We start from the raw sequence: 22,284 nt of genomic DNA, 5'->3' as shown, positions 1-22,284 counted from the left end.
CAGCGTCACATCTTGCATGAAAGGTCTCCAGTTAGGGATTAACACCGCCAGCGTAGCGCATTCGGCGTGGCGGGGAGGACCATCTCATTAGTTGTTACCGGACATTACCGAGTCTTTTCCCAGCGTGCATGGCACGCATTCAGTCAAAACCGTCTGTCGGTCGACATTTGTGTTCCGCGTGCCATCGCCTGTCTTGCTAGGCCGCCGTAAAACCGCGATGATCGGTCATTCCGTGCGCAGCGAGCGATCTACTGCGCCGCCCTCTGGAGACAATCCCATGCCACGCAGCACCGCCGAAAAACGCGCCGCGTTTCGCGAACTTCACCTTGCCGGTTGCTTTGTGATCCCGAACCCGTGGGACGCGGGCAGCGCACGGTATCTCGAACATGCCGGATTCCAGGCCATCGCGTCGACCAGTTCGGGCTTCGCGTGGTCCACCGCCCGCCCTGACAACGGCGTGACGCGCGATCTCGTGCTAGCGCATCTGCGCACGCTGGTCGAGGCAACCGACCTGCCGGTGAATGCCGATTTCGAAAGCGGCTTCGGGGAGACGCCGGAGGACGTGGCGCAGAGCGTCAAGCTGGCGGTTGCGACGGGCGTGGCCGGTCTGTCCATCGAAGACACTACGGGCGACGCCAACGAACCGCTCTTCCCGCTCGACGAAGCGGTCGCACGCATGAAGGCCGCGCGTCGCGCCATCGACGAATCCGGTGGCGATACGCTGCTTGTCGGTCGCGCAGAGAACTTCTTCGCCGGTGTGCCCGATCTGGACGACGCCATCCGGCGACTGCAAGCCTATGCCGAAGCGGGGGCGGACTGTTTGTATGCACCGGGCATCCAGTCCGAAGCCCAGATTCGCGCCGTGGTGGCGGCCGTCGCGCCCAAGCCCGTCAACGTGCTGATCGGTGCAACGTCGCCTTTCACCTTGCAGGCGCTGGCGAGTCTTGGCGTGCGGCGCGTGAGCGTGGGCGGTGCGCTCGCCCGTTCGGCGTGGGGCGGCTTCATGCACGCAGCGCAGGCGCTGGCCGAAGGCCGCTTCGATGGCTTCGACGGCGCCGCCAGCGGTGCAACGCTTAACGGCCTGTTTCGTCAGGGCGAATGAGCAAGATGAATGCCTGAGCGACGCGATGGCGCGGCAAGTCCCTAGGGTCTGTTCACATTAATACGGGCTCGTGAACATGTTCTACCGGCTGGCTGGCAAGGCGCTCGCAGCGCCGCTTGGTCGCCCCAAGCAAGCGGCGGGCAACGCCGCCAGACGGCCGGTAGGGCACGTTCCCTTCGGGTTGTCCACCCAAAGGGGCGATCGCGGCGTCATGATCCTCGCGAATATTACCGATATTCGCTTCGGCTCATTCCTTGCGCTCGCCCCTTTGGCCGGGCAACACGAGCCCGTATTAATGTGAACAGACCCTAGCCAGTGACTTTTCGTCGATAGACGTTGCCGCGCGCGTCCGGGGACAATGCCTCGTCAGCCGATGCCACGCCACGCGACGCCACTCAGGGCGCGCCGACGACAGCGGGCACGGTGTCCCCCTTCGACGGAGCGTCCATGAATTCCCCGCACGACAGCTTTGCCGCGTTTGCCATCCCGACACCGCTCGGCGCACCGCTACCCAAGCCCCAAGTGTTTGACAACGTCGCCGTTGAGCGCGCCGACCGGAAGCTGCGACTGGCGGTCGCGTTCCGCATCTTCGCGCGCTTCGGGCTGGCCGAAGGCATCGCCGGGCACATCACCGTGCGCGACCCCGAGTTTCATGACCGCTTCTGGGTCAATCGCTACGCCCAGCACTTTTCCTCGATCCATCCGGACGACCTGATTCTGGTCGACGAGGCCGGAGGCCTGCATCACGGCGAAGGCCCGGTGAACGCCGCCGCCATGGCGATCCACGCGGGCATCCACGCCACGCTGCCCCATGTGACGGCCGCTGCGCACACGCACACCACACACGGACGCGCTTTCTCCGCGCGCACGCGCGAACTCGCCCCCATCAATCAGGAAGCGTGTCTGTTTTACGGCGACCACGTGCTGTTTCGCGGCGACGTGCTGGTGCTAGGTGCCGACGAAGGACGCCGCATCGCGCAGTCGATGGGCCACAAGCGCGCGGCGGTACTGCTCAATCATGGCTTGCTGACGGTCGGCTCGTCGGTCGACGCCGCCGCCTATCGCTTCCTCGCGATGGAGCGTTGCGCGCAAGTGCAGTTGCTCGCCGAAGCGGCCGGTCCGTTGGAAGTCCTCTCCGACGCCGAAGCCCGCGAGGTCTTCCGTCTGCTCGGTTCGGACTACGTTGCATGGCTCGGGTATCAGGGTCTCTATGAGCAGGTGTTGCGCGAGCATCCGGAACTGATGTCGGCACGTTGAGTTCGACGGTCTACCCGCGCTCCACGAGATAGCGGTCGACGGCGTTGCGCAGCCACGCATCGAACTGACGCAGTGGTGCCCAGTCGCGACGCTGCGCGGGGTAAGAGAAGTAGATGGTCTGCGGATTGGCGAGTGTGTGCGCGTGCGCTTGCACCAACACGCCGCTCGTCAGTTCGCGCTCGATCAGCACGCGCGGCAGCAAGGCCACGCCCAGACCGGCCACCGCCGCGTTGATCGCCATCACGAACATGTCATAGCGCTGCGCACTGCGCTGGGGCTTGATCTCGGCCGCGTTCGCACCGCCTTGCAGCCCTTGCGAGGCAAACCAGTCGTCCCACACGCGCGGCAGATCGCGCGGGCAGATCCACGAGTGCTCGGCAATCTGTTCGAGCGACAACGACGCCCTCCCCTCAAGCAGACGCGGCGCCGCCACCAGCATGAGCGAGTCGTCGGTGACGAGCGCCGTACCGGGCATGCCGGGCCATAGGCGCGTGCTGAAGTAGATCGCTGCGTCGAACGCAGAGTCGTCGAAGAAGACGGGTTGATCGCGCCCGAGAATATGCAGACGGACATCGCGCGTGTTGGCGTAGAAGTCGTCCAGTCGTGGAATGAGCCACTGCGCGGCAAACGTCACGCCGACGGCGATTTCCAATTCGGTCTCGCGCCCCTGCTGTACGACTTCCAGCGTATCGCGACGAATCTGATCGAGATGCACGCGAATGCGCTTGGCGTATTCGGCCCCGGCAGGCGTGAGCACGAGCCGTTGCTTCACACGCTCGAACAGCGCCACACCCAGATGCTTCTCCAACTCCCCGACCCGCTTGCAGACGGCACCGTGCGTGAGCGCAAGCTCATGCGCAGCGGTGGCGAAGTTCTGATGACGGGCGCTGGCCTCGAAGGCCTGCAACGCCGAGAGACTGGGAACGCCCAGACGCATGACGACTCCTGCGGGAAAACGATGTTGCCCGACAGTCTATGCGAAGCGTCGCGCGGAAACAAAACGGCCCGTCGAGCCGAGGCGTCGACGGGCCGCAAGCGATGCATCGGTCGATCGCACTTACTCCACGTGCGCCACACCACCCGCGAGGACCGCGCCGCCGGGCACCTCCTTGGGCAACGCCCACGACATCCAGTGCGTGCGCAACACGACCACCAGCACGAACGCGAGGGCGGCCAGCGCACCGAAGGTGGCGAACCCCATCTGATAGCTGCCCGTCGATTCCTTGGCAATGCCCATGATGACCGGCAGATAGAAGCCGCCGATACCGCCGGCCGCGCCGATGATGCCCGACATGAGGCCCGTCTTGCCTTGCCAGCGTTGCGGTACGAGCTGGAACGTCGCACCGTTACCGAGACCGAAGCACAGGTAGACCAGCACCAGCAACGCAATGCCAGCCCCTTGCGGCGGCATCCATGCGGCAAACACGAAATCGATGACGGAGATCGCTGCGAGCAACAACACGAGCGCACGCACGCCGGAAATACGGTCGGCCACCAGACCGCCGATAGGACGCACCAGCGCCCCGAGGAACGCGAGCAGCGACATAAACAGACCGGCTTCCAGACGCGGCATGCCGTAGAGCGAAATCAGCAGCGTCGTGACATAGGACGACATGCCCACGAAGCCACCGAAGGTGATGCTGTAGACGAGCATGATGACCCACGTGTCGCGCTCGCCCAGCACACCGCGATAATGACGCGGCAGCACGGCGATGGCGAGCAACGCACCCAGCACCGGCAGCAGCAGCACCCCGGCCTTGCCTTCGCCGAAAGCCCCCGCGTGCACACACAGCACCAACGCGACGAGACCGAACACCGTGATGAAGAAGCTTGAGAACGCGCGCGGCGCACTGCCCGACTTCACGCCTTGATCCTTCGCCCAGAACACCAGCGCCAACGCCGCGAGCGCCAGCAGCGGGAGCGCCGCACCGGCTGCGTGCGCCCAGCCGTAATGCTCTGCGAGTCCGGGGAACATGAATCCGTCGAGGACTGCACCGACGTTGCCCGCTGCCGCAAGACCGAGCACGAGGCCCTGCACCTTCGGCGGATAGTTGCTGCCTGCCATCGGCAGCGCCACGGCGAAGCTGGCACCGCCGACACCGAGGAACACGCCGAGCACGAGCAGCAGCGTGTACGACGGCGTACCCGGCATCAGCAACAGCACGACCGACGGAATGGCCGAGAGCGTCAGCCCCATCAATGCGATCTTGCGACCGTCGTAGGCTTGATAGAGATTGCCCAGCGTGACGCGCAGAATGGCCGCGCCCAGCACCGGCACCGCGACGAGGAAACCGGTCTGCGCAGGCGTCATCGCGATGTCTTTGCCGATGAACGGGGCCAGCGGTCCGAGCATCACCCAGACGGTGAAACCGGTGTCGAAGTAGAGAAAACACGCAACCAGCGCGCGCCAGTTGCCACTTTTCAACGATTGCGTGAGCGTGCTCATGGATACCCTCGTGTTCGTGTGCCGAAAAAAAAGGCGTCCCGAAGCCGTGCGCCCATGAACGGACGCTTGGCTTCGGGACGCCGTTGCCCCGAAAACCCCGCGTTCGCGGGGCCCTGCATGCGGTGCAGAAAATTCGCTTGTCTTCCACTCAGCCGCCATTGGCCTTATGCAATCTTTAGCAAGTGGCGTGCCAAGTGGGTGTCATGTACGGAGAAAATCGACGCGAAGGTCCGTGCGACGGGGCTTTCGGGGATATCGAGGGGGATGCCGATGGTGGTTGAACGAGTGATGAGATGGAAACACCCGGGCACGGCGGATGGCATCGCAACGGGCACAATGCCGCATCGCGATGCGGCGGCGCACCATTAGCGTGCGTGAGTGGCCACGGTTGCCGTACCGTCCTCGCCCGCGACCTCTGCCGTGTTGTCGGCGCTGTAGTCCAGTGCGATTTGTGGGCAATCGAAGCGCAGATCCATCCGTGTGCTCGCGAACGGACGCGGTGTCTGTGGCGACTCCATCACCATGAACGATTCGACGAAGCCCGCAGATTTGCCATGCGGCGGCACCGTCCACGTATAGACGGCGCTTCTCACGTGCTCGTCTTCCCAGAGGTCACGCTCGTAATAGTTCCGGCTTCGCGGACCTGCCTGCCATTGCACATGGTCCGGCGCCCGTTGAAAGGTACTCTGAAGCGAACGTATCGCATCGAAGCGCATATCGCGCGCCGGTGTTGTGGCAACGTGCGCCGCGACGCCCACGATGCGAGCGTCGCGTAACACGATGCAAACGGGCCTCACAGTACTGAATGCGCCGAACCGCCCAAGGTCCAGACGGTCTACCACCACCATTTCGTTCGCCCCCATTGGCGAGCCGATACGCGCATTGGTCAAGTGGCGGAAACACGGCGTTCCGTCCGGCCCCCGATAGCTGCGCTGGAGTGTTTCGCGCACGCTCGGGCACTCGGGTGCATTGAGCGGATCGCCAAGACGGTAATCCAGCAATTCCGCGCCGTCGCTCATCGGATGGAGTAACGACAGGGCAGGCGGAGGTGGTTTGGGTGGTGTGATCACCAAGCTGGCGATCAGAAGGAATATTGCGACAACCAGCACAACTGTCCCGATGAACAACGCCAGCGTAAAGAGCCATCCATATCGGAACATCCGGGCGAGGATGGAGCCGACAACGGCGAGCTTGCCGAACACAAACATGCGCTCGACGACGTTCATGTCCTGTCCGGCTGTAGCAAGACACGCCACGCCGAGCATGATCACCATTACCGTGCCGTAATACACATAGTCCGATGCGCCGTTCTCGTGCCGGTGTCGCCACCAGACCGCCAGTTCCGCCCACTTCGCGCCCATGCCGATCGACCTCGTTGTTATCAACCCACTTATCGGTCCATCTCCCTTGCCTGCGACTGCGCCGTCAGGCGACGCCTATCATGCGCCGCGCCCGAGGTACCGACAAGCGGCCCGGCAAGGTCAATGCCGAGGACTTCCTCCAAGCGCGCAGCCGTTTCCGAATAGCCGGTGTACTACAGTTCAGGCACACTCCGGTCGTTAAGCCAAATGACGCGGACCGCTTGCGCTGCGGTCGGCAAAAACAACAACATTCCGGGAAATCTCGCGTGTCTCGCTTCTTTCTTTGTCTGACGCTGGCGGTGCTCGGCCTCCTGCCGCTCTCCCCTGCTTTCGCCGCGCCTTCGGCTGCCTCCACCCCATCCCCGGCAAGCAACCCGCTGCTCAATCAGCAAGGCATGATGCAGCGTGTCGACGACGCCTCGTATGCCAAGTACCGGGAGATCGTCGCCACGTTCGACGCCGCCGTCCGTGCGCAGTCGGGCGACGCAGCACTCGCGCTTGCACGCTGCCAGTTCATGCGCAATTACGCGTGGTCCGGAGACCTGCAATGGGCCGAGAAGGCGCAGTCGGACCTGACGACCTGCCTGCAAAATCTGAAAGAGAAATTCACCGACAACCCGGAAGTATCGGTGTCGCTGATGGAGAACATCTACGGCAAAGACGCCGTGGCGCAAGGCGAAGCACTGCTGCCCAAGGCCAAGAACTGGCCGGTGGAGTATCGCGTGCGTCTGCACGCCGCGCTCTCCAATGCGTATCAAGGCACTCAAGACAAACGCAACGCCGGTATTCAGGCCGTGGAGGCAGCGGAACTGTCGCTCGACACCCCCGTGCTGCTCACCGCCGTGCGCCATCTCGCCACGACCGGGGAGAAGACGGAGGCACGGCGTCTGCTGATGGACGCCCCCGCACCGAAGATCGTCTGGCAAGCCACCGGCCGCATCAACGCTGCGCTCGATGTACTGCCAGGCCCCACGGCGCGCGACCTGCTCTTGCGCATGCAAAAGGCCGGGCTGAAGATCGATCCGTACACCAGCGCTCGCGCCTTCCTTCAGGCCGGTGACGCCGCCAGCGCACAACGGGCGCTCGCCGAGACAAAGCCCGACGCACCGGAGTCGGCGCAGAACCGCGCGTTGCGACTCTCGGTCGCGCTCGCCGCGCGCGACGGAAAGTCAGCCGCCTCCGCGATCCAGTCGTCGCTCGAACACGACAAGGGCAACCGTTGGCCGCTGGCACAGTCGTATGCCGTGCTGATGAGCATCGACCCGGCCGCCGGGATGCGTTTCGCCTTCGCCGGGCTAATGGTCACGCTGCTGACTGCCGGTCTGTGCATCGTGCTGTTCCCCGGTCTGCTGATGTTCCCGGTGCATTACGTGGGCACCGTGCGCGCTCGCAAGGGGCGTCCGACGCCGCCGATCTTCGAACGCATCGGCTTGCGGCACGCGTGGTATGGACTGGCGGTGCTGTGTTTCGCCACGTGGGTCATCCCCGCGTTCGTCGCGAACCAGTCGACGCAGACGCATGCTGGCACAGCCCCCGTCATGGACACCCTGCTGCCTAAACTCGCGCTGGCGCACTTCGCGGCACTCGGCGTCGCCGTTCTGCTGCTGTCGCGCACGATGTGGCGGCTGGGCCGACGTCAGTGGACCGGCTACGGCGAGTGGAAAGCGCGCTGGTTCATCTGGCCCGCCGTACTGCTTCTGACATCGATGCTCGCCGCGTGGTATCTGGCGCATCACACGTCGCTGCGCAGCGCGGAATTGCAGGCGTGGAACGAGTACGTCGTAAAAGGCGCGATGCAGTTGGGCGGCACAGGTCTGGCTCTCCTGTTGGTCGCCGTCGCCGCGCCGTTCGTCGAGGAGTTCGTGTTCCGGGGATGTCTGCTCGGTGGCCTGACCCGGCACATGGGTTTCATCGCCGCCAACCTCTGGCAAGCGGTGATCTTCGCCTCCGTCCACTTCGACCCCAAACACTTCCCGTTCCTCGTGATGTTCGGCCTGACGACTGGCTGGCTGGCCAAAAAGACCAACGGTCTGGCCGTGCCGATTGCCATGCACATGCTCAACAACGCGATCTTTGTGCTGGTAGTGATGTCGCGTTGAGAAAGTAGGTCCGAAACGCTGCCCCGTCCCGTACCAATGCCGCGTGGGCGATAATCGACACACTCGTTTGCATTGCCGCCCGGCTGCGGTACGGACATCGCCCATGAATACGAAGCTCTTCCCGCATCTCGTTCGCTTTCACCCGCGACTGCTCATCGCTATCGCCATCGGCGTGCTCGCCGGGCTGTTCGTCCAAGTGGTCGTGAGCGGCGAGTTCAGCACCATCACCCGAATCCTGATCGGCTGGAACGCGGGCGCGTGGTCGTATCTCGCGATGATCTGGTTCATGATGGTCACCGCCCCGAAGCGCAGTATCGAACGCTTTGCCGAGCAGGAAGATCAGAGCGCCGCTGTCGTACTCTCGGTCGTCAGCCTGTCGGCGATCGCGAGTGTGGCCGCCATCATTCATGTGCTGGCAAGCGCCAAGGCGGGCGGCTCGCATCACGCTTCTGAGCATGTGCTGTTTGCCGCCGTCACGCTCATCGGCGGCTGGTTTCTCGTGCCGACGATTTACACGCTCCACTACGCCCGTCTGTACTTCACCGACACCGAAGCCCCTTACGCCCTCGCCTGGCCCGACAAAGACTGCGATCCGGATTACTGGGACTTCCTGTATTTCTCGTTCACCATCGCGGTCGCATCGCAAACCGCCGACATCGGCCTGAAGTCGCGACGCATGCGACGCGCCACCCTCGCGCAAGCCATCCTCTCTTTTTTCTTCAATCTGGCCGTTCTCGGCCTGTCGATCAACATCGGCGCCGGGCTGCTCAGCTAAACGTCTGCACGCACTTGCCGCTTGCGGCAGGTGCGTCGCCCTGTGGCATGTCGCCGCACCACTTGCGGACATAAACACCTTTAAAAACATACAAGTAGATCGCACCATCGACGGATCACATCCCGCGTCAATGCGCCACATGTGACGACTTGTCACGCATGGTGCGCCGCAGCAACGCCTAATATGCATGCAAACAAGCGGTGATATTTCGCTAATGTCACCATACAAGACAGGGTTTAATTGCATACATAGAGCGCAACATGACTGCCGTTCCGGATGCCCTCGACCTCGCACGCCTGCAATTCGCGTTCACGGTCTCGTTTCACATCGTTTTCCCCGCCGTCTCCATCGGTCTGGCAAGCTTCATCGCCGTCCTTGAAGGTCTCTGGCTCAAGACGCGTCAACAACACTATCTCGATCTGTGCCGCTTCTGGTCGAAGGCGTTTGCCGTGTGCTTCGGCATGGGCGTCGTGTCCGGCGTGGTGATGGCCTATCAGTTCGGCACGAACTGGTCGGGCTTCTCCAGTTTCGCGGGCGCTGTCACCGGGCCGTTGCTGACCTACGAGGTCATGACCGCGTTCTTCCTCGAAGCGGGCTTCCTCGGCATCATGCTGTTCGGCTGGAACCGCGTAAGCCCGCGCGCGCACTTCGCCGCCACGCTGTGCGTCGCCATCGGCACGCTGATCTCGACGTTCTGGATTCTCGCGTCGAACAGCTGGATGCAAACGCCGCAGGGGTACGAAATCGTCGACGGTCGCGTGGTCGTGCTGTCGTGGTGGGACGTGATCTTCAACCCGTCCTTCCCCTACCGTCTCGCGCACATGAGCATTGCCGCGTTCGTGGTCGCCGCGCTGGTCGTGGCTGGCACCGGCGCATGGCACTTGCTGCGCGGACGCCGCGATCCCGCCGTCAGGACCATGTTCTCGATGGCCATGTGGCTTCTGCTGATCTTCGCGCCGCTGCAAGCGTTCGTGGGCGATCTTCACGGCCTGAACACGCGTGAACACCAACCCGCGAAACTCGCCGCCATGGAAGGTCTGTGGGAGACGAAGACGGGTGGCACGCCGCTCAACCTGTTCGGCTGGCCCGATATGGAGGCCGAGACCACACGCTATGCGCTCGAAGTCCCGCATCTGGGCAGCCTGATCCTCACGCATAGCTGGGACGGCGAAGTGCGCGGCCTGAAGGAGTTTCCGAAAGACGAGCGTCCCAACGTGCCGTTGGTGTTCTGGAGCTTCCGCATCATGGTCGGTCTCGGTCTGGCGATGATCGGTGCAGCGCTCGCGGCACTCTGGCTGCGCCGTCGCGGCACGTTGTTCGCGTCGCGCAACTTCGCCCGTGTGATGTTGGTGCTTTCGCCGACCGGCTTCATCGCCCTGCTCGCCGGATGGGTGACGACCGAAGCCGGACGCCAGCCATGGGTGGTCTACGGTGTGATGCGCACAGCCCACGCCATGTCGCCCGTCAGCGCGCAGCAGGTACAGGTCTCGCTGCTGGTGCTGGTGCTCGCCTACTTCCTCGTGTTCGGCACCGGCGTCTATTACCTGCTCAAGATTCTGCGCAGCGGCCCGGTACTGCCGGGGCAATCGAACGACGACGCATCGCATCCCGACGCCCCTCAACCCAAGCGAGAACTCTCATGGATCTGACGTTAGCCTGGGCCGCCATCATTGCGCTCGGCCTGTTTCTGTACGTCGTGCTCGACGGCTTCGACCTCGGCATCGGCATTCTCTTTCCGTTCTTCCCCGACGCCCGTGAGCGCGACACGATGATGAACTCCGTCGCCCCGGTGTGGGACGGCAACGAAACGTGGCTCGTGCTCGGCGGTGCCGGGCTGCTCGCTGCGTTTCCGATGGTCTATTCGGTGCTGCTCTCGGCGCTCTATCTGCCGCTCGTGCTCATGCTCGTGTGCCTGATCTTCCGTGGCGTGGCGTTCGAGATTCGCGGCAAGTCGCGCCGCACACGTCAATGGTGGGATCTGGCGTTCATCGGCGGCTCGGCGGGCGCAACGTTCTTTCAGGGCGTCGCGCTCGGTGCCTACCTGTCGGGGATTCCTGTCGAGAACGGCCAGTTCGCGGGCGATGCCTTCGCCTGGGTCACCGCCTTCAACCTCTTCACCGGTCTAGGCCTGCTCGTAACGTACGCCCTGCTCGGCGCATGCTGGTTGATCGGCAAGACGGAAGGCGATCTGCAACGTCGTTTGCGCGTGGTCGCGTGGCCGCTGACGCTTGCGCTCGTCGGCACGATGGCGGTCGTCTCGCTCTGGACACCGCTGCGGCTGCCGCTCGTGGCGGAACGCTGGTTCGACGGCGAATGGTTCTGGCGCTGTCTGCCGGTGCCGTTCGTGGTGGCGGGCGCAACGTTCGCGATGCGCCGCGTGTTGCAGCGCGCGCACGACGCCACGCCGTTCTGGCTCGCCATCGGTCTGGTGTTTCTCGGCTACAGCGGCCTGCTCATCAGCGCCTACCCGTACGCGATTCTGCCGGGCATCACGCTGTGGGACGCCGCAGCGCCCCACTCCAGCCTGTCGTTCACGATGTGGGGCGCGGCCTTCATCATCCCTGTGATCCTCGCCTACACGATGCTGGCGTACTGGGTCTTTCGCGGCAAGGTGGCCCACGATGCGCACTATCACTGATCTGGTCAGGCCCGGTGTGCGCCGTCAACGCGAGGCCACGGCGACAACGCAGACGATGCGGCCAAACGTCCGCACGACGTGGCAACAACGGCTGACAGGCTGGGGATGGTTTATTGCGTTATGGTGTGCGGGTGTGGCAGGTACCGCACTCCTCGCACTCCCGTTCAAACTGATCATCGCCACGGCCAAATAGGAGACAGCTTATGAATCGGCTTTCATCTCAGGACGCAACCCGCACGAAGGGCGTCAGACGCATGGCAGGCGCTACGGCACTCCTCTGCGGCCTCGTCGGATTTGCAGGATTTGCCGGGACGGCGCATGCCGAAGGCATGAGCGTTTCGTCCAGCGCATTCAAGGACGGCGGGTTGCTACCTGCCGAGTACGCGGGCGCGAACGAATGCGGCGGCAAGAACACCAGCCCGCCGCTGGAATGGAAGAACCTGCCGCAGGCCACGCAAAGCGTCGTGATCCGGATGACGGACCCTGACGGTGCCAAAGGTGGCGGCGTGGTCCACTGGATCGCTTACAACGTTCCGGCCTCGGTGACGTCGCTGGCGGCCGGTGCGGGCAACAAGTCGGGTGACGGCATCACGGTCGGCAAGAACATTTCCGGTGCCGAAGCCTATCGCGGCGCTTGCCCGCCGGTGGGCGATACCCCCCACCACTACAGCATCACGGTGACGGCGACCGACATTGCGCCGGGCAGCCTGCCGCCGGGCCTCGACGCCGCCGGACTGACGGTCGCGCTTGCCGGTCACACGCTGAACGGGTCGACCATCGTCGCGCGGTACGGTCGCTGACCGGCGGGCGCTTCGATGCAACGATAAAAAAACGCCAGCGGGATATTCCGCTGGCGTTTCTCGTTTTACGGTGCGAACAACACTCGCCCGGCGCAGCCTTACACGCGATTACCTCTCACGGGCAAGCGCGAGGAATTCGGTGCGCAGCGCCAGATTCGGCTGCAATTCGCCGAGCATCGCCGACGTCACCGTCTCTTCGCCTGCCGTGCGAATGCCACGGCTCTCCATGCACATGTGACGGCACGACACCACGACACCGACGGCCTTCGGTTGAAGGTGCGTCATCAGCGCTTCGGCGACCTGCGTCGTCAGACGCTCCTGCACTTGCAGGCGACGCGCAAAGCAATCGACCAGACGTGTGAGCTTCGACAGGCCGACGATCTTGCCGTTGGGCAGATAGCCGATGGTCGCCTTGCCGAAGAAAGGTGCGAGATGGTGCTCGCAGTGGCTATACACCGGAATGCCGCGCACCACGATCAATTCGTTGTATTGCTCGGCCCCGTCTTCGAAGACCTTGAGCACTTCGGCCGGATCCTGGCCGTAACCTGCCGTCCACTGACGCCACGCTTTTTGCACGCGCGCCGGTGTTTCATGCAAACCGGAACGTTCCGGATCTTCGCCGATGTGTTTCAGGAATCGCTTCCAGTCGTTTTCGTCGAACGTGTCGTGAGACATATCAATCAAGCTCCCATGCATTGGGTCCGAAGCGCTGCGCCGCTACGTCTCGCGCATCCCCGCGCCGCCGGACATGTGCGCACAATAACAGAGAGTCACATCGCACGCATGCGGCTTCCCGGTTGTAGGCCCGGTTGTAACGCCAGTTGCAAAGCCGGTTCGGAGCCCACTGGACACGGCCCACCCCGATTGCCGCCGGGCTCGCTTTTGCGCTAAGGTGGCGACGGACAACCGCAACGCACGAGGCGCGCCATGTCGGCACTCCCACGCATGTGCAACAAAGCGATGACCCCTGCCATGCCCACGGCGCTTACCGCCATCGTGGCGCTCGCGCTGCTGGCCGGTTGCGGCAACCGTGGTCCCGAGCCCTGGCAAGGCTATGTCGAAGGTGAGTTCGTCTACGTCGCCTCCTCGCAGGCGGGCACCTTGCGCTCGCTTGCCATCGCGCGCGGCCAGGAGGTGAAAGCGGGCGATGTCCTCTTCGATCTCGAGTCCACCTTCGAACAGGCTGCTCAGGCCCACGCACGTGAGACGCTCGCGAGCGCCGAGGCCCAACTGCGCGACCTCGGCACCGGCAAACGTCCCGACGAAATCGACGTCTCAAAGGCCCAGCTCACGCAGGCCATCGCCGCCCGCGACAAGGCGCGCAGCCAGTTCGACCGCGATCAGGCGCAGTACGCCGCTGGCGGCATCTCCCGCGAACAACTCGAAGCCAGCCGGGCCGACGCCCGCACCACCGACGCACGCGTGCAGGAATTGCTGGCCAGTCTGGCCGTGGCCCGTCTGCCCGGCCGCGAGGCACAACGCCAGTCGCAAGCGGCACAGGTCGACGTAGCACGTGCGTCGCTCGCGCAGGCCGACTGGCAACTCTCGCAGAAGCACGCCGTCGCGAGCGCCGCCGGTCGCGTCTACGACACGATGTACCGCGTCGGCGAGTGGGTGGCGGCGGGCAGTCCTGTCGTGCGTCTGCTGCCGCCCGCGAACATCAAGGTGCGGTTCTTCGTGCCCGAAACGGCGCTTGGCGAACTGCGCGCCGGGCAGACCGTGCACATTGCCTGCGACGGCTGCGGTGCAGGCGTGGATGCGCGCGTGACCTATGTCGCCAATCAGGCGGAATACACGCCGCCCGTCATCTATAGCAACGACACGCGCGACAAGCTCGTCTACATGATCGAGGCCCATCCGTCAGCGGCAGATGCCGTGAAGCTAAACCCCGGCCAGCCCGTGCAGGTGACGCGCCGATGACCGCCCCTCATCACACGGATCACGCAGCCGATGCGCAGCGGAACGCGTTGCCGTCGCCCGAGCGGGGACAGCAGGACGTTCCGCAGGACGACGACACGCTCGCCATCGACGTGCGCGGCCTGAACAAGCACTTCGGCGACAAACACGTCGTCAAGGACCTGTCGATGCAGGTGCGACGCGGTGAGATTTTCGGCTTTCTCGGGCCGAACGGCAGCGGCAAGACCACCTGTATTCGCATGATGTGCGGCCTGCTTACGCCCGACTCGGGCAGCGGCACATGCCTCGGCTTCGACATCGTGCGCGAGTCCGCGCAGATCAAGCGGCACGTCGGCTACATGACGCAGCGCTTCTCCTACTGGGAAGACCTGACGATCCGCGAGAACCTCGATTTCGTCGCCCGTGTCTACGGCATGCCCAACCGGCGCGAGGCCGTCGAACACGCCATCGAGCGCCTCGGTCTCAAAGCGCGCGCGAAGCAACTGACCGGGTCGCTCTCAGGGGGATGGAAGCAACGGCTCGCGCTCGCGGCGTGCATGCTGCATGAGCCGCAAGTGCTGCTGCTCGACGAACCGACCGCCGGTGTCGACCCGACGGCGCGACGCGACTTCTGGGAGGAGCTGCACGAACTGGCAGCCCAAGGTATTTCAGTGCTCGTCAGCACGCATTACATGGACGAGGCGGAACGCTGCCACAAGCTGGCCTACATCTCGTACGGCGAACTACTCGCGCAAGGCTCGGCGACCGAGGTCATCGAGAGCCAGCATCTGTCGACGTGGACGGTGCATGGCGACAACCTCGTCGATCTCGCACGCGAATTGCGCGAACAACCGGCCGTCGCACAAACGGTCGCGTTCGGCAGCGCCTTGCATGTGAGCGGCACCGACGCCGACGCACTGGAGAAGCTCCTGCGTCGCCTGGAGACCGAGCGCGGGCTGCGGGCGACGCCCATCGAGACGAGTCTGGAAGACGTCTTCATCTATCTGATGAGTCACGCGAAAGACAACTTCGGAGACGGCTCATGAGCGCACCGCTGGGCTTCTCCGTCGCGCGTTGGTGGAGCATCGTGTGCAAGGAATTCCTCCAGTTGCGCCGCGACCGGGTCACGTTCGCCATGATCGTCGCCGTGCCGCTCGTGCAACTGACGCTCTTCGGCTTCGCCATCAACACCGACCCGAAGCACATGCCCACGGCAGTGCTGATGCACGACGACAGCGAGTTCACACGCAGCTTCACCGCCGCCATGCAGCACTCGGGCTACTTCCGCTTTACCGAGACGCTCACGAGCGAAGAGGCCGGACGCGCCGCGCTCGCGCAGGGCCGCGTGCAGTTCGTGCTCAACATTCCGACCGACTTCACACGCCGTCTTCTGCGCGGCGAGCGCCCGGCGCTGCTCGTCGAAGCCGATGCCACCGACCCGATGGCTATGGCGTCGGCGCTCGGCGCGTTGCCCGCTATCGCACAGTCCGTCGCGCAGAAGGATCTGACGGGGCCGTTGGCGTCGCTGGGCGGGTCCAGTTCATCCTCGGGCAACGCCCCGTTCGACGTTCAGGTACATCGGCTCTACAACGCCGAGGGCATCACGCAATACAACATCATTCCCGGGCTGATGGGCGTGATCCTCACGATGACGCTCGCGATGATGACCGGTCTGGCCATCGTGCGCGAACGCGAGCGCGGCACGATGGAGAATTTGCTCGCCACACCGGTGCTGCCCATCGAGGTGATGACGGGCAAGATCGTGCCGTACATCGCCATCGGTCTGATTCAGGCGAGCATCATCCTGATCGCGGCACGCTTCGTGTTTCACGTGCCGTTCGAGGGCAGCGTAATCGCGATCTATTTGTCGGCACTCGTCTTCATCGCCGCCAATCTGACGGTCGGCATCGCGTTGTCGTCGTTCGCGCAGAATCAGTTGCAGGCGATGCAACTCACGGTCTTCTACTTCCTGCCGAACATGCTGCTCTCCGGCTTCATGTTTCCGTTTCGCGGCATGCCCGCGTGGGCGCAGGCCATCGGCAACGTGCTGCCACTCACGTATTTCAACCGGCTCATTCGCGGCATTCTGCTCAAAGGCAATGGCTGGGCCGACGCCTGGCACGACCTGTGGCCGCTACTTGTCTTCTGTGCCGTGCTGATGACGGTGGCCGTCAGGTTCTATAAACGCACGCTCGACTAGCCCCATGCGCGCCCTCCGCCCACCGCTCTCTCGCTTCGCGCCGCTCAAGCTCGGTCTGTTGATCGGGCTGACCGGTGCGCTGTCGGCCTGCGCCGTCGGCCCCGACTTCCACACGCCCGATAGCCCGGCCGTCGCGCAGTACACCAGCGGGACGCAACCGGTCACGACAGCCGGGACTTCGGGGGATGAGGCAAATCAAGGCGGGCCGCAACTGCTGACCACCGGCGACGAAGTGCCCGTCGAATGGTGGACGCGCTTCGGCTCGCCCACGTTGAACGCGTTGGTCGCTCAGGCGCTCACCGACAGTCCGACACTGCGGCAAGCCGAGGCGAAGCTGCGTCAGGCGCAGGAGGACTATCGCGCGCAGGCGGGCGCGCGCCTGCTGCCGTCCGCCGATCTGAAGCTCTCCGGCACGCGCGAGCAGGTCGATCTCGCGTCGTTCGGCATCACCAGCGTGCCGAGTCCCGGCCCGTTTACGCTGTACAACGCGAGCGTCGATGTGTCGTACACGCTCGATGTCTTCGGCGGTAATCGTCGTGCGCTTGAGGGGCTTGCCGCGCAGATCGACTATCAACGTTTCGAACGCGACGCCGCCCGCCTCTCGCTCGCGGGCAATGTGGTGACGGCCGCGTTGCGACAGGCTAGCGCCCGCGCCCAACTCGCCGCGCTGGACGGCATGCTGAGCGCGCAGCGTCAGCAGCTCGACATCACGCGTGCACGGGAACGGGCGGGCGGCGTCGCCACGCTCGATGTCCAGAATCAGGCCGCGCTGGTCGCACAAACGGCGGCGCAATTGCCGCCCCTTCGTCAGCAAATCGCGCAGTACGACCATCAGTTGGCACGCTGGGTCGGTCAGCCGCCGGGCGCGTTCACGTCGCCGACGATCGACCTGACCGCATTGCAACTGCCGCAAACGGTGCCGGTATCGCTGCCCTCGACACTGGCCAGCCGACGCCCCGACATCCGCGCAGCACAAGCGCTATTGCACAAGGCCAGTGCCGACGTGGGCGTCGCAACCGCGAATCTGTATCCGCAATTCACCTTGTCCGGCAGTTTCGGCACGCAACGCATGCGCACCGCCGATCTGGGTAACGGCATCAACATCTGGAATATCGGAATGAACCTACTGCAACCGCTCTTCCGTGGCGGCGAGTTGCGGGCGCAACGTCGCTCGGCTGTAGCCGCGTATGACGCAGCGTTGGCGTCGTATCAGGACACGGTGCTGCTCGGCCTCGCGCAAGTCGCCGATGCAATGCGTGCGCTCGACGCCGATGCCGACAAGCTGGTCGCACAGGCGGATGCCGCACAACGGACCGAGAACGCCTACCGCATCGCCGAGGCCCGCTATCGCGCAGGTGGCATCAGTCACCTCGCCCTGCTCGACGCGCAACGTCAGGCGCTCGACGCCACCCGCGCACGGCTGGAGACGCAAGGCGCACGGCTGGCCGATACTGCGGCGCTTTGGCAAGCGCTGGGAGGCGCGGCCATCGTGCCGTCTGCCGAGGATGATGCCAACGCCGGTGCGGGCGACACGTCCCATGCACCGGTTACCCCCGCGACGCCGCCTCCTCGCTGAGGCATTTCATCAATGCATTGACCGGCGCGCGCTTGAGCGCCGACTGACGCGCTAGTACCCCAAGCTCACGCGTGAGCGGTGCGCCCGACAGCGGCAGCACCTGAACGCCCACGCCTGCGGACTTGCCGGACTTACCCTGCTTAGGCGTCGTGCGCGCCATGTCGCCGTCGACTGGCAAACCGATGAGTGTCGCGGGCACGATGGACCAGCCCAACCCCGCGCGCACCATGCGCAGGATGACTTCCGGCTCGTCCAGCTCCACGCCCTCGCGCACCCAGAGCCGATGCCGTCGCAGATACCGCTCGACGAGATCACCGCCGTACGAGCGCCGGTTGTAGCGCACGAACGGCAGCGTCGCGCTCCAGTCGGCGACCGCCCCGCGCGTGCCTTTCGGCGCGATGGCCACATACGGCTCGTGCATCAGCGTGAGCCACTTCATGTCGACGGGCACGCCGATGCGCGGACGAATCATCACGGCCAGATCCAGTTCCCGGGCGTCGAGTTGAGCCAGCAGTTGCACCGACATCCCCGGCACGATGTTCAGATGGGGCATAGCTCCCAGCGCTGTCCAGCGTTGCACCGCGCCCGGCAGCAGCCCCAACTGCACGGTCAGAATCGCACCGACGTTGATCGGCGCGAGCGCCGCCTGCCCCCCGAATGCACCTGCCTCGCCGCGCATGGACTGGTAGCCCGCGATCACGCCCTGCGCCTGCGACAGCAGACGACGGCCATCGTCGGAGAGCGATACGGCGCGTCCGGTGCGCTCGAAGAGCTGCACGCCGAGGTCGTCCTCCAGACGCTGGATCTGCGCGCTCACCGCCGACTGCGTGAGTCCGAGACGCGCGCCCGCTGCCGAGAACGACGCGGTTTCGGCTGCCGTGACGAAGGTTTTGAGATATCGGATCATTAATCGAAAATTTCGTTTCTGAGCGGTCGAATTATTCGTTTCTTATTATTTTTATCGATGGATAGAATTTACCGGAAATCGGCGCGTGCAGGTGACGCGTCATAACACGGGCCATCGCACCGAAAAACCGCCCCCCGAATTCAACCCCACATTGCACCGGAGACTCTCATGGCAACGCCGCTGTTCCACCTCGCCTTCCCCGTCCACAATCTTGACGCCGCCCGCCAGTTCTACGGCAACGTGATGGGCTGTGCAGAAGGCCGCAGCTCGGACCACTGGATCGACTTCGATTTCTTCGGCCATCAACTGGTCGCGCACCTCTCGCCGGACGAGGCAGGCAAGCGCATCACGAACCCGGTCGATGGCGACGAAGTTCCCGTCCCGCATTTCGGCGTTATCCTTGACATGCCCGCATGGCACGCACTGGCCGATCGCCTGCGTGCCGCAGGCACCCGCTTCGTGATCGAGCCGCATATCCGCTTCGCGGGACAGGTCGGCGAACAGGCGACGTTGTTCTTCTACGACCCGTCGGGCAACGCATTGGAATTCAAGGCGTTCGCGGATATGTCGCAGGTGTTCGCCAAGTAATTTGAAGACGGCACGAAGTATCGGAATTCCCACGTCGTCCGGCGCTTGATCGTCGGACGACGTTTATTTGTTTTTGTTTGTTGTCGGTTTTCGTCTCACATCAGTCGAGAGTCTTCTCATGAGCCAATTCGTTATTTCGGCCCCGCCCCAGGCGTCGGTCGCAGTTGCTGGCAGCGATGCCCGTTTCCCCGTGCGCCGCGTGTTCTGCGTTGGCCGTAACTACGCCGCGCATGCCCGCGAAATGGGCAGCAATCCGGACCGCGAGCCGCCGTTCTTCTTCATGAAGCCCGCCGACGCCGTAGTCGCCGCCGAGGGCACGCTGCCCTACCCGCCGCTCACCAGTGAGCTGCATCACGAGATCGAACTGGTGGTCGCCATCGGTGCCGACGGCGAGAACGTGGATGCGGGCGACGCGCTATCGCTGGTGTGGGGTTATGGCGTGGGTGTGGATCTGACGCGTCGCGATCTGCAACAGCAGGCGAAAGACACGCGCCGTCCGTGGGACTGGGGCAAGGCGTTCGACGCCTCGGCACCGTGCGGCCCGCTGCATGCCGTGGACGACGTCGGCCATCCGAACGAAGGTCGTGTGTGGCTCGACGTGAACGGTGAAAACCGTCAGACCGGCGATCTCAACGAACTGATCTGGTCGGTGCCCGACCTGATCGCCGAGATTTCGCGCAGCGTGAAGCTCGCCGCAGGCGACCTGATCTTCACGGGCACGCCCGCTGGCGTCGGTCCGTTGGAGCCGGGCGACAAGGTGAGCGCCGGTGTCGCCGGTGTCGGTGAAATCACGTTCACCGTCGGCCAGAAACCGGCCGCCTGAGTTCGCCGCAAACCTTACCTCTGACGGCAAGGATATCCACAGCAACTGTTGATAACCCTTTGCATAAGTACCATGCCGACGGCGCAATCGCCCGTCGGCATTGGCTGTCAAGTGCATTGCCTAAATTGCCGTCAGACGCGTCACGTATTTTTCTTCGCCGCCCCTCGTTCGCCTTCGTTCATTCCTGAAACGTTTTTCGCTGCATAGCGGCAAATCCCCCGTTTCATTCATCGAACTCCCCTGTCGATTCAATGGGTTGCGTGCTGTGGCACGGTTCTCGCATTAGGGAAGAGGCAAGCCGTCCGCCCTCGGGGAAGTCTCTTCGCCTGGCCGACCGCCTCGGGAATCAAGCCATGCACGCCACATGGCCCCGGCACGCCCGATGCCTATCCCCTCGCCGGGAGCGCCCCGGGTGCGGACGGATTGCACCAGTGACCGTCGCGTGAAGAGACGGATCGTACGTTGGGAATATTCGGGGAGAGGATCATGCAAATGCGCCGCACCGGGCCTTGCGCCCTAAGTCCCTGCGTCAGGTCGCTCGCGCCTGCGAGTCCTGCCAAGTCAGCCCGACGTCACCCCCGCGAACGATGTGCGAGTTGGCGGCACCGTCGGCATGACGCCGCAGGAGACCGCCGTCATGTTGCGCCCGGACGGGCGCTGCGTTGACACGGTTCACGACGATACGACCTCGGCGTCCGCCGCCTCCACCATACAGAAGATGCGACGGGTGAGACCGTCCTCCGAGGCTGCCGCTTCGCGTGCCACGCGCAGAAACGTCTCCAGAAACGTCGACGCTGCGCCCTGTAGCGGTTCATAGCGACGGGTCACGAGACAGGTCGTGCTGTCGTCCTGAACCTCGTCGAAATCCAGTACGACAAACCGGTCTCGCATGTCCGGCGTCTCAATCGTCGGCCACGGCACGGCAGTGAGCATGTCGGTGGATCGCACCACGGCCAGCGACGCGTTGACCGAACGAGCAAAATGACAACGCTGCGCCTCGTGGTCGCTCTGCCCCTCCAGCAGCCTTCGGATCGCCTGCGGCGTTCGCTCAAGTGACCGGCTCAATAGCCAGTCGTACCCCGAAAGCTCGTCGAGAGACGTCGCCCCCGCTGCCGGATGCCCCGGCCGACAAACGACCGCCAGCGAATACGAATACATCGGACGAATATCGAGCAATCGCTCTTGCCCCGCGTCCGGACGTGGCCCGAACGCGAAATCCAGATGGCCGTTGCGCACCGCCGTGTAATCGCCCCCAAGGTGTTCCGCGATGTCCAGACGAACGTCCGCACGCGTGCGCCGAAACTCTCTTACCGCCGCTGGAAGCACACCATGCACGAGCCACGGTGTGATGGCCATCCTGACCGTGCCGCCCTGGCGCGCCCCTGCCAGCACGACATCTTCGGACGCACGGCGTAGCTGTCCGAGGATCAGTCGCGCATGCGCGAGCAGCGCTGTGCCCGCCGCGGTCAGCGACACCCCATCCGAGCGCCGTTCGATCAGCACCACGTTCATCGATTGTTCCAACTCGCGCAGCGCGTTGCTGACTGCCGTGCCTGAGCGGCCCAACTTGGTTCCGGCGGTGCGCACGCTGCCGTGATCGGCCACCGCGACAAGACATTCGAGCTGATGCAGTTTCAGATCCATAGGTCGGGTGCGAGGCTCAGTGAGGGTCGTCGGCGTTCGTTGCACCGGTTGCATTGAATCATCAACAGTCTCAGGACAGGCGTCAACCTGCGGTTGACACGCAAATTTGACGTTGATATCCGCCCCCTGGCGTTGTGACTACGATGCGTTCACGCCTGCCCCACTCGGGTAA

General features: G+C 64.2%; 21 protein-coding genes. 15 read left to right on the top strand and 6 right to left on the bottom strand.

Translation table 11 applies throughout. From position 1 onward, the window contains the following. Positions 1-277: 277 nt before the first annotated feature. The 3 genes from ACIQWO_RS15105 to ACIQWO_RS15095 all read left to right on the top strand — a co-directional run bounded on the left by ACIQWO_RS15105 (position 278) and on the right by ACIQWO_RS15095 (position 2,359). Positions 278-1,102, top strand: coding sequence for an oxaloacetate decarboxylase (locus ACIQWO_RS15105; RefSeq protein WP_402825323.1), 825 nt, complete (start codon positions 278-280; stop codon positions 1,100-1,102). A gap of 76 nt (positions 1,103-1,178) precedes the next feature. Next, positions 1,179-1,403, top strand: a complete 225-nt coding sequence (locus ACIQWO_RS15100; protein ID WP_402825320.1) for a hypothetical protein — start codon at positions 1,179-1,181, stop codon at positions 1,401-1,403. 146 nt (positions 1,404-1,549) lie between these two features. Next, complete coding sequence (locus ACIQWO_RS15095) at positions 1,550-2,359, top strand: class II aldolase/adducin family protein (protein ID WP_402825317.1); 810 nt, start codon at positions 1,550-1,552, stop codon at positions 2,357-2,359. A gap of 10 nt (positions 2,360-2,369) precedes the next feature. Here the strand turns inward: ACIQWO_RS15095 and ACIQWO_RS15090 are convergent, their stop codons facing one another. The 3 genes from ACIQWO_RS15090 to ACIQWO_RS15080 form a co-directional block, all read right to left on the bottom strand. Then, positions 2,370-3,296, bottom strand: a complete 927-nt coding sequence (locus tag ACIQWO_RS15090; protein WP_402825314.1) for a LysR substrate-binding domain-containing protein — start codon at positions 3,294-3,296, stop codon at positions 2,370-2,372. Positions 3,297-3,416: 120 nt separating this feature from the next. Next, entirely contained in the window at positions 3,417-4,805 is a 1,389-nt protein-coding gene (locus tag ACIQWO_RS15085; RefSeq protein ID WP_402825311.1) for an MFS transporter, read from the bottom strand. A 365-nt stretch (positions 4,806-5,170) separates the two neighbouring features. After that, complete coding sequence (locus tag ACIQWO_RS15080; RefSeq protein ID WP_402825308.1) at positions 5,171-6,166, bottom strand: hypothetical protein; 996 nt, start codon at positions 6,164-6,166, stop codon at positions 5,171-5,173. A gap of 266 nt (positions 6,167-6,432) precedes the next feature. Here ACIQWO_RS15080 and ACIQWO_RS15075 point away from each other — a divergent pair, with 266 nt between their 5' ends. From ACIQWO_RS15075 to ACIQWO_RS15050, 6 genes are all read left to right on the top strand, one after another. Then, positions 6,433-8,265 carry a lysostaphin resistance A-like protein gene (locus tag ACIQWO_RS15075; protein WP_402825305.1) on the top strand — a complete coding sequence of 611 codons (1,833 nt, stop codon included), beginning with the start codon at positions 6,433-6,435 and terminating at the stop codon, positions 8,263-8,265. 103 nt (positions 8,266-8,368) lie between these two features. Continuing rightward, positions 8,369-9,040 carry a DUF1345 domain-containing protein gene (locus ACIQWO_RS15070; RefSeq protein ID WP_402825302.1) on the top strand — a complete coding sequence of 224 codons (672 nt, stop codon included), beginning with the start codon at positions 8,369-8,371 and terminating at the stop codon, positions 9,038-9,040. A 260-nt stretch (positions 9,041-9,300) separates the two neighbouring features. Further along, positions 9,301-10,689 (top strand): cytochrome ubiquinol oxidase subunit I, encoded by a 1,389-nt coding sequence (locus ACIQWO_RS15065; RefSeq protein ID WP_402825299.1) that lies wholly within the window; start codon positions 9,301-9,303, stop codon positions 10,687-10,689. Further along, positions 10,680-11,678 (top strand): cytochrome d ubiquinol oxidase subunit II, encoded by a 999-nt coding sequence (cydB, locus tag ACIQWO_RS15060; protein ID WP_402825296.1) that lies wholly within the window; start codon positions 10,680-10,682, stop codon positions 11,676-11,678. The genes ACIQWO_RS15065 and cydB overlap by 10 nt, the downstream gene beginning before the upstream one ends. Further along, positions 11,662-11,871: a hypothetical protein gene (locus ACIQWO_RS15055; protein ID WP_402825294.1), complete on the top strand. Its 210-nt coding sequence runs from the start codon at positions 11,662-11,664 to the stop codon at positions 11,869-11,871. The genes cydB and ACIQWO_RS15055 overlap by 17 nt, the downstream gene beginning before the upstream one ends. A 10-nt stretch (positions 11,872-11,881) precedes the next feature. Next, positions 11,882-12,478, top strand: coding sequence for a YbhB/YbcL family Raf kinase inhibitor-like protein (locus ACIQWO_RS15050; RefSeq protein ID WP_402825291.1), 597 nt, complete (start codon positions 11,882-11,884; stop codon positions 12,476-12,478). Between the two features lie 108 nt (positions 12,479-12,586). Here ACIQWO_RS15050 and folE read toward each other — a convergent pair whose 3' ends face one another. After that, on the bottom strand, positions 12,587-13,153 hold the full coding sequence (gene folE, locus ACIQWO_RS15045) for a GTP cyclohydrolase I FolE (RefSeq protein ID WP_150663278.1): 567 nt from the start codon (positions 13,151-13,153) through the stop codon (positions 12,587-12,589). A 252-nt stretch (positions 13,154-13,405) separates the two neighbouring features. On the opposite strand from folE, the gene ACIQWO_RS15040 reads away from it, so the two are divergent. From ACIQWO_RS15040 to ACIQWO_RS15025, 4 genes are read left to right on the top strand one after another with little or no spacing between them, the layout of a single operon-like run. After that, complete coding sequence (locus ACIQWO_RS15040; RefSeq protein ID WP_402825288.1) at positions 13,406-14,398, top strand: HlyD family secretion protein; 993 nt, start codon at positions 13,406-13,408, stop codon at positions 14,396-14,398. Beyond that, the gene (locus ACIQWO_RS15035) at positions 14,395-15,420 is read left to right on the top strand and encodes an ABC transporter ATP-binding protein (RefSeq protein WP_402825285.1); all 1,026 of its coding nucleotides are present in this window, start codon (positions 14,395-14,397) and stop codon (positions 15,418-15,420) included. Before ACIQWO_RS15040 ends, ACIQWO_RS15035 begins: the two co-directional genes overlap by 4 nt. After that, positions 15,417-16,574 carry an ABC transporter permease gene (locus ACIQWO_RS15030; protein ID WP_402825282.1) on the top strand — a complete coding sequence of 386 codons (1,158 nt, stop codon included), beginning with the start codon at positions 15,417-15,419 and terminating at the stop codon, positions 16,572-16,574. Before ACIQWO_RS15035 ends, ACIQWO_RS15030 begins: the two co-directional genes overlap by 4 nt. Before the next feature lie 4 nt (positions 16,575-16,578). Continuing rightward, a complete protein-coding gene (locus ACIQWO_RS15025; RefSeq protein ID WP_402825279.1) occupies positions 16,579-18,150 on the top strand; it encodes an efflux transporter outer membrane subunit in 1,572 nt (523 codons plus the stop codon). On the opposite strand, the gene ACIQWO_RS15020 is transcribed toward ACIQWO_RS15025, so the two are convergent. Next, positions 18,122-19,057 carry a LysR family transcriptional regulator gene (locus ACIQWO_RS15020; RefSeq protein ID WP_402825276.1) on the bottom strand — a complete coding sequence of 312 codons (936 nt, stop codon included), beginning with the start codon at positions 19,055-19,057 and terminating at the stop codon, positions 18,122-18,124. The genes ACIQWO_RS15025 and ACIQWO_RS15020 overlap by 29 nt on opposite strands. Positions 19,058-19,225: 168 nt before the next feature. Between ACIQWO_RS15020 and ACIQWO_RS15015 the strand changes: the two genes are divergently transcribed. Continuing rightward, a complete protein-coding gene (locus ACIQWO_RS15015) occupies positions 19,226-19,645 on the top strand; it encodes a VOC family protein (RefSeq protein WP_402825273.1) in 420 nt (139 codons plus the stop codon). Positions 19,646-19,763: 118 nt separating this feature from the next. Next, complete coding sequence (locus ACIQWO_RS15010; protein WP_402825270.1) at positions 19,764-20,468, top strand: fumarylacetoacetate hydrolase family protein; 705 nt, start codon at positions 19,764-19,766, stop codon at positions 20,466-20,468. 672 nt (positions 20,469-21,140) lie between these two features. On the opposite strand, the gene ACIQWO_RS15005 is transcribed toward ACIQWO_RS15010, so the two are convergent. Then, positions 21,141-22,112, bottom strand: coding sequence for a LysR family transcriptional regulator (locus ACIQWO_RS15005; protein ID WP_402825267.1), 972 nt, complete (start codon positions 22,110-22,112; stop codon positions 21,141-21,143). Between the last annotated feature and the right edge of the window lie 172 nt (positions 22,113-22,284).

This window comes from Pandoraea sp. NPDC090278 (assembly GCF_044772185.1).
In the GTDB taxonomy this organism is placed as follows: domain Bacteria; phylum Pseudomonadota; class Gammaproteobacteria; order Burkholderiales; family Burkholderiaceae; genus Pandoraea.
This window is presented reverse-complemented; position numbering and strand designations above follow the sequence as displayed.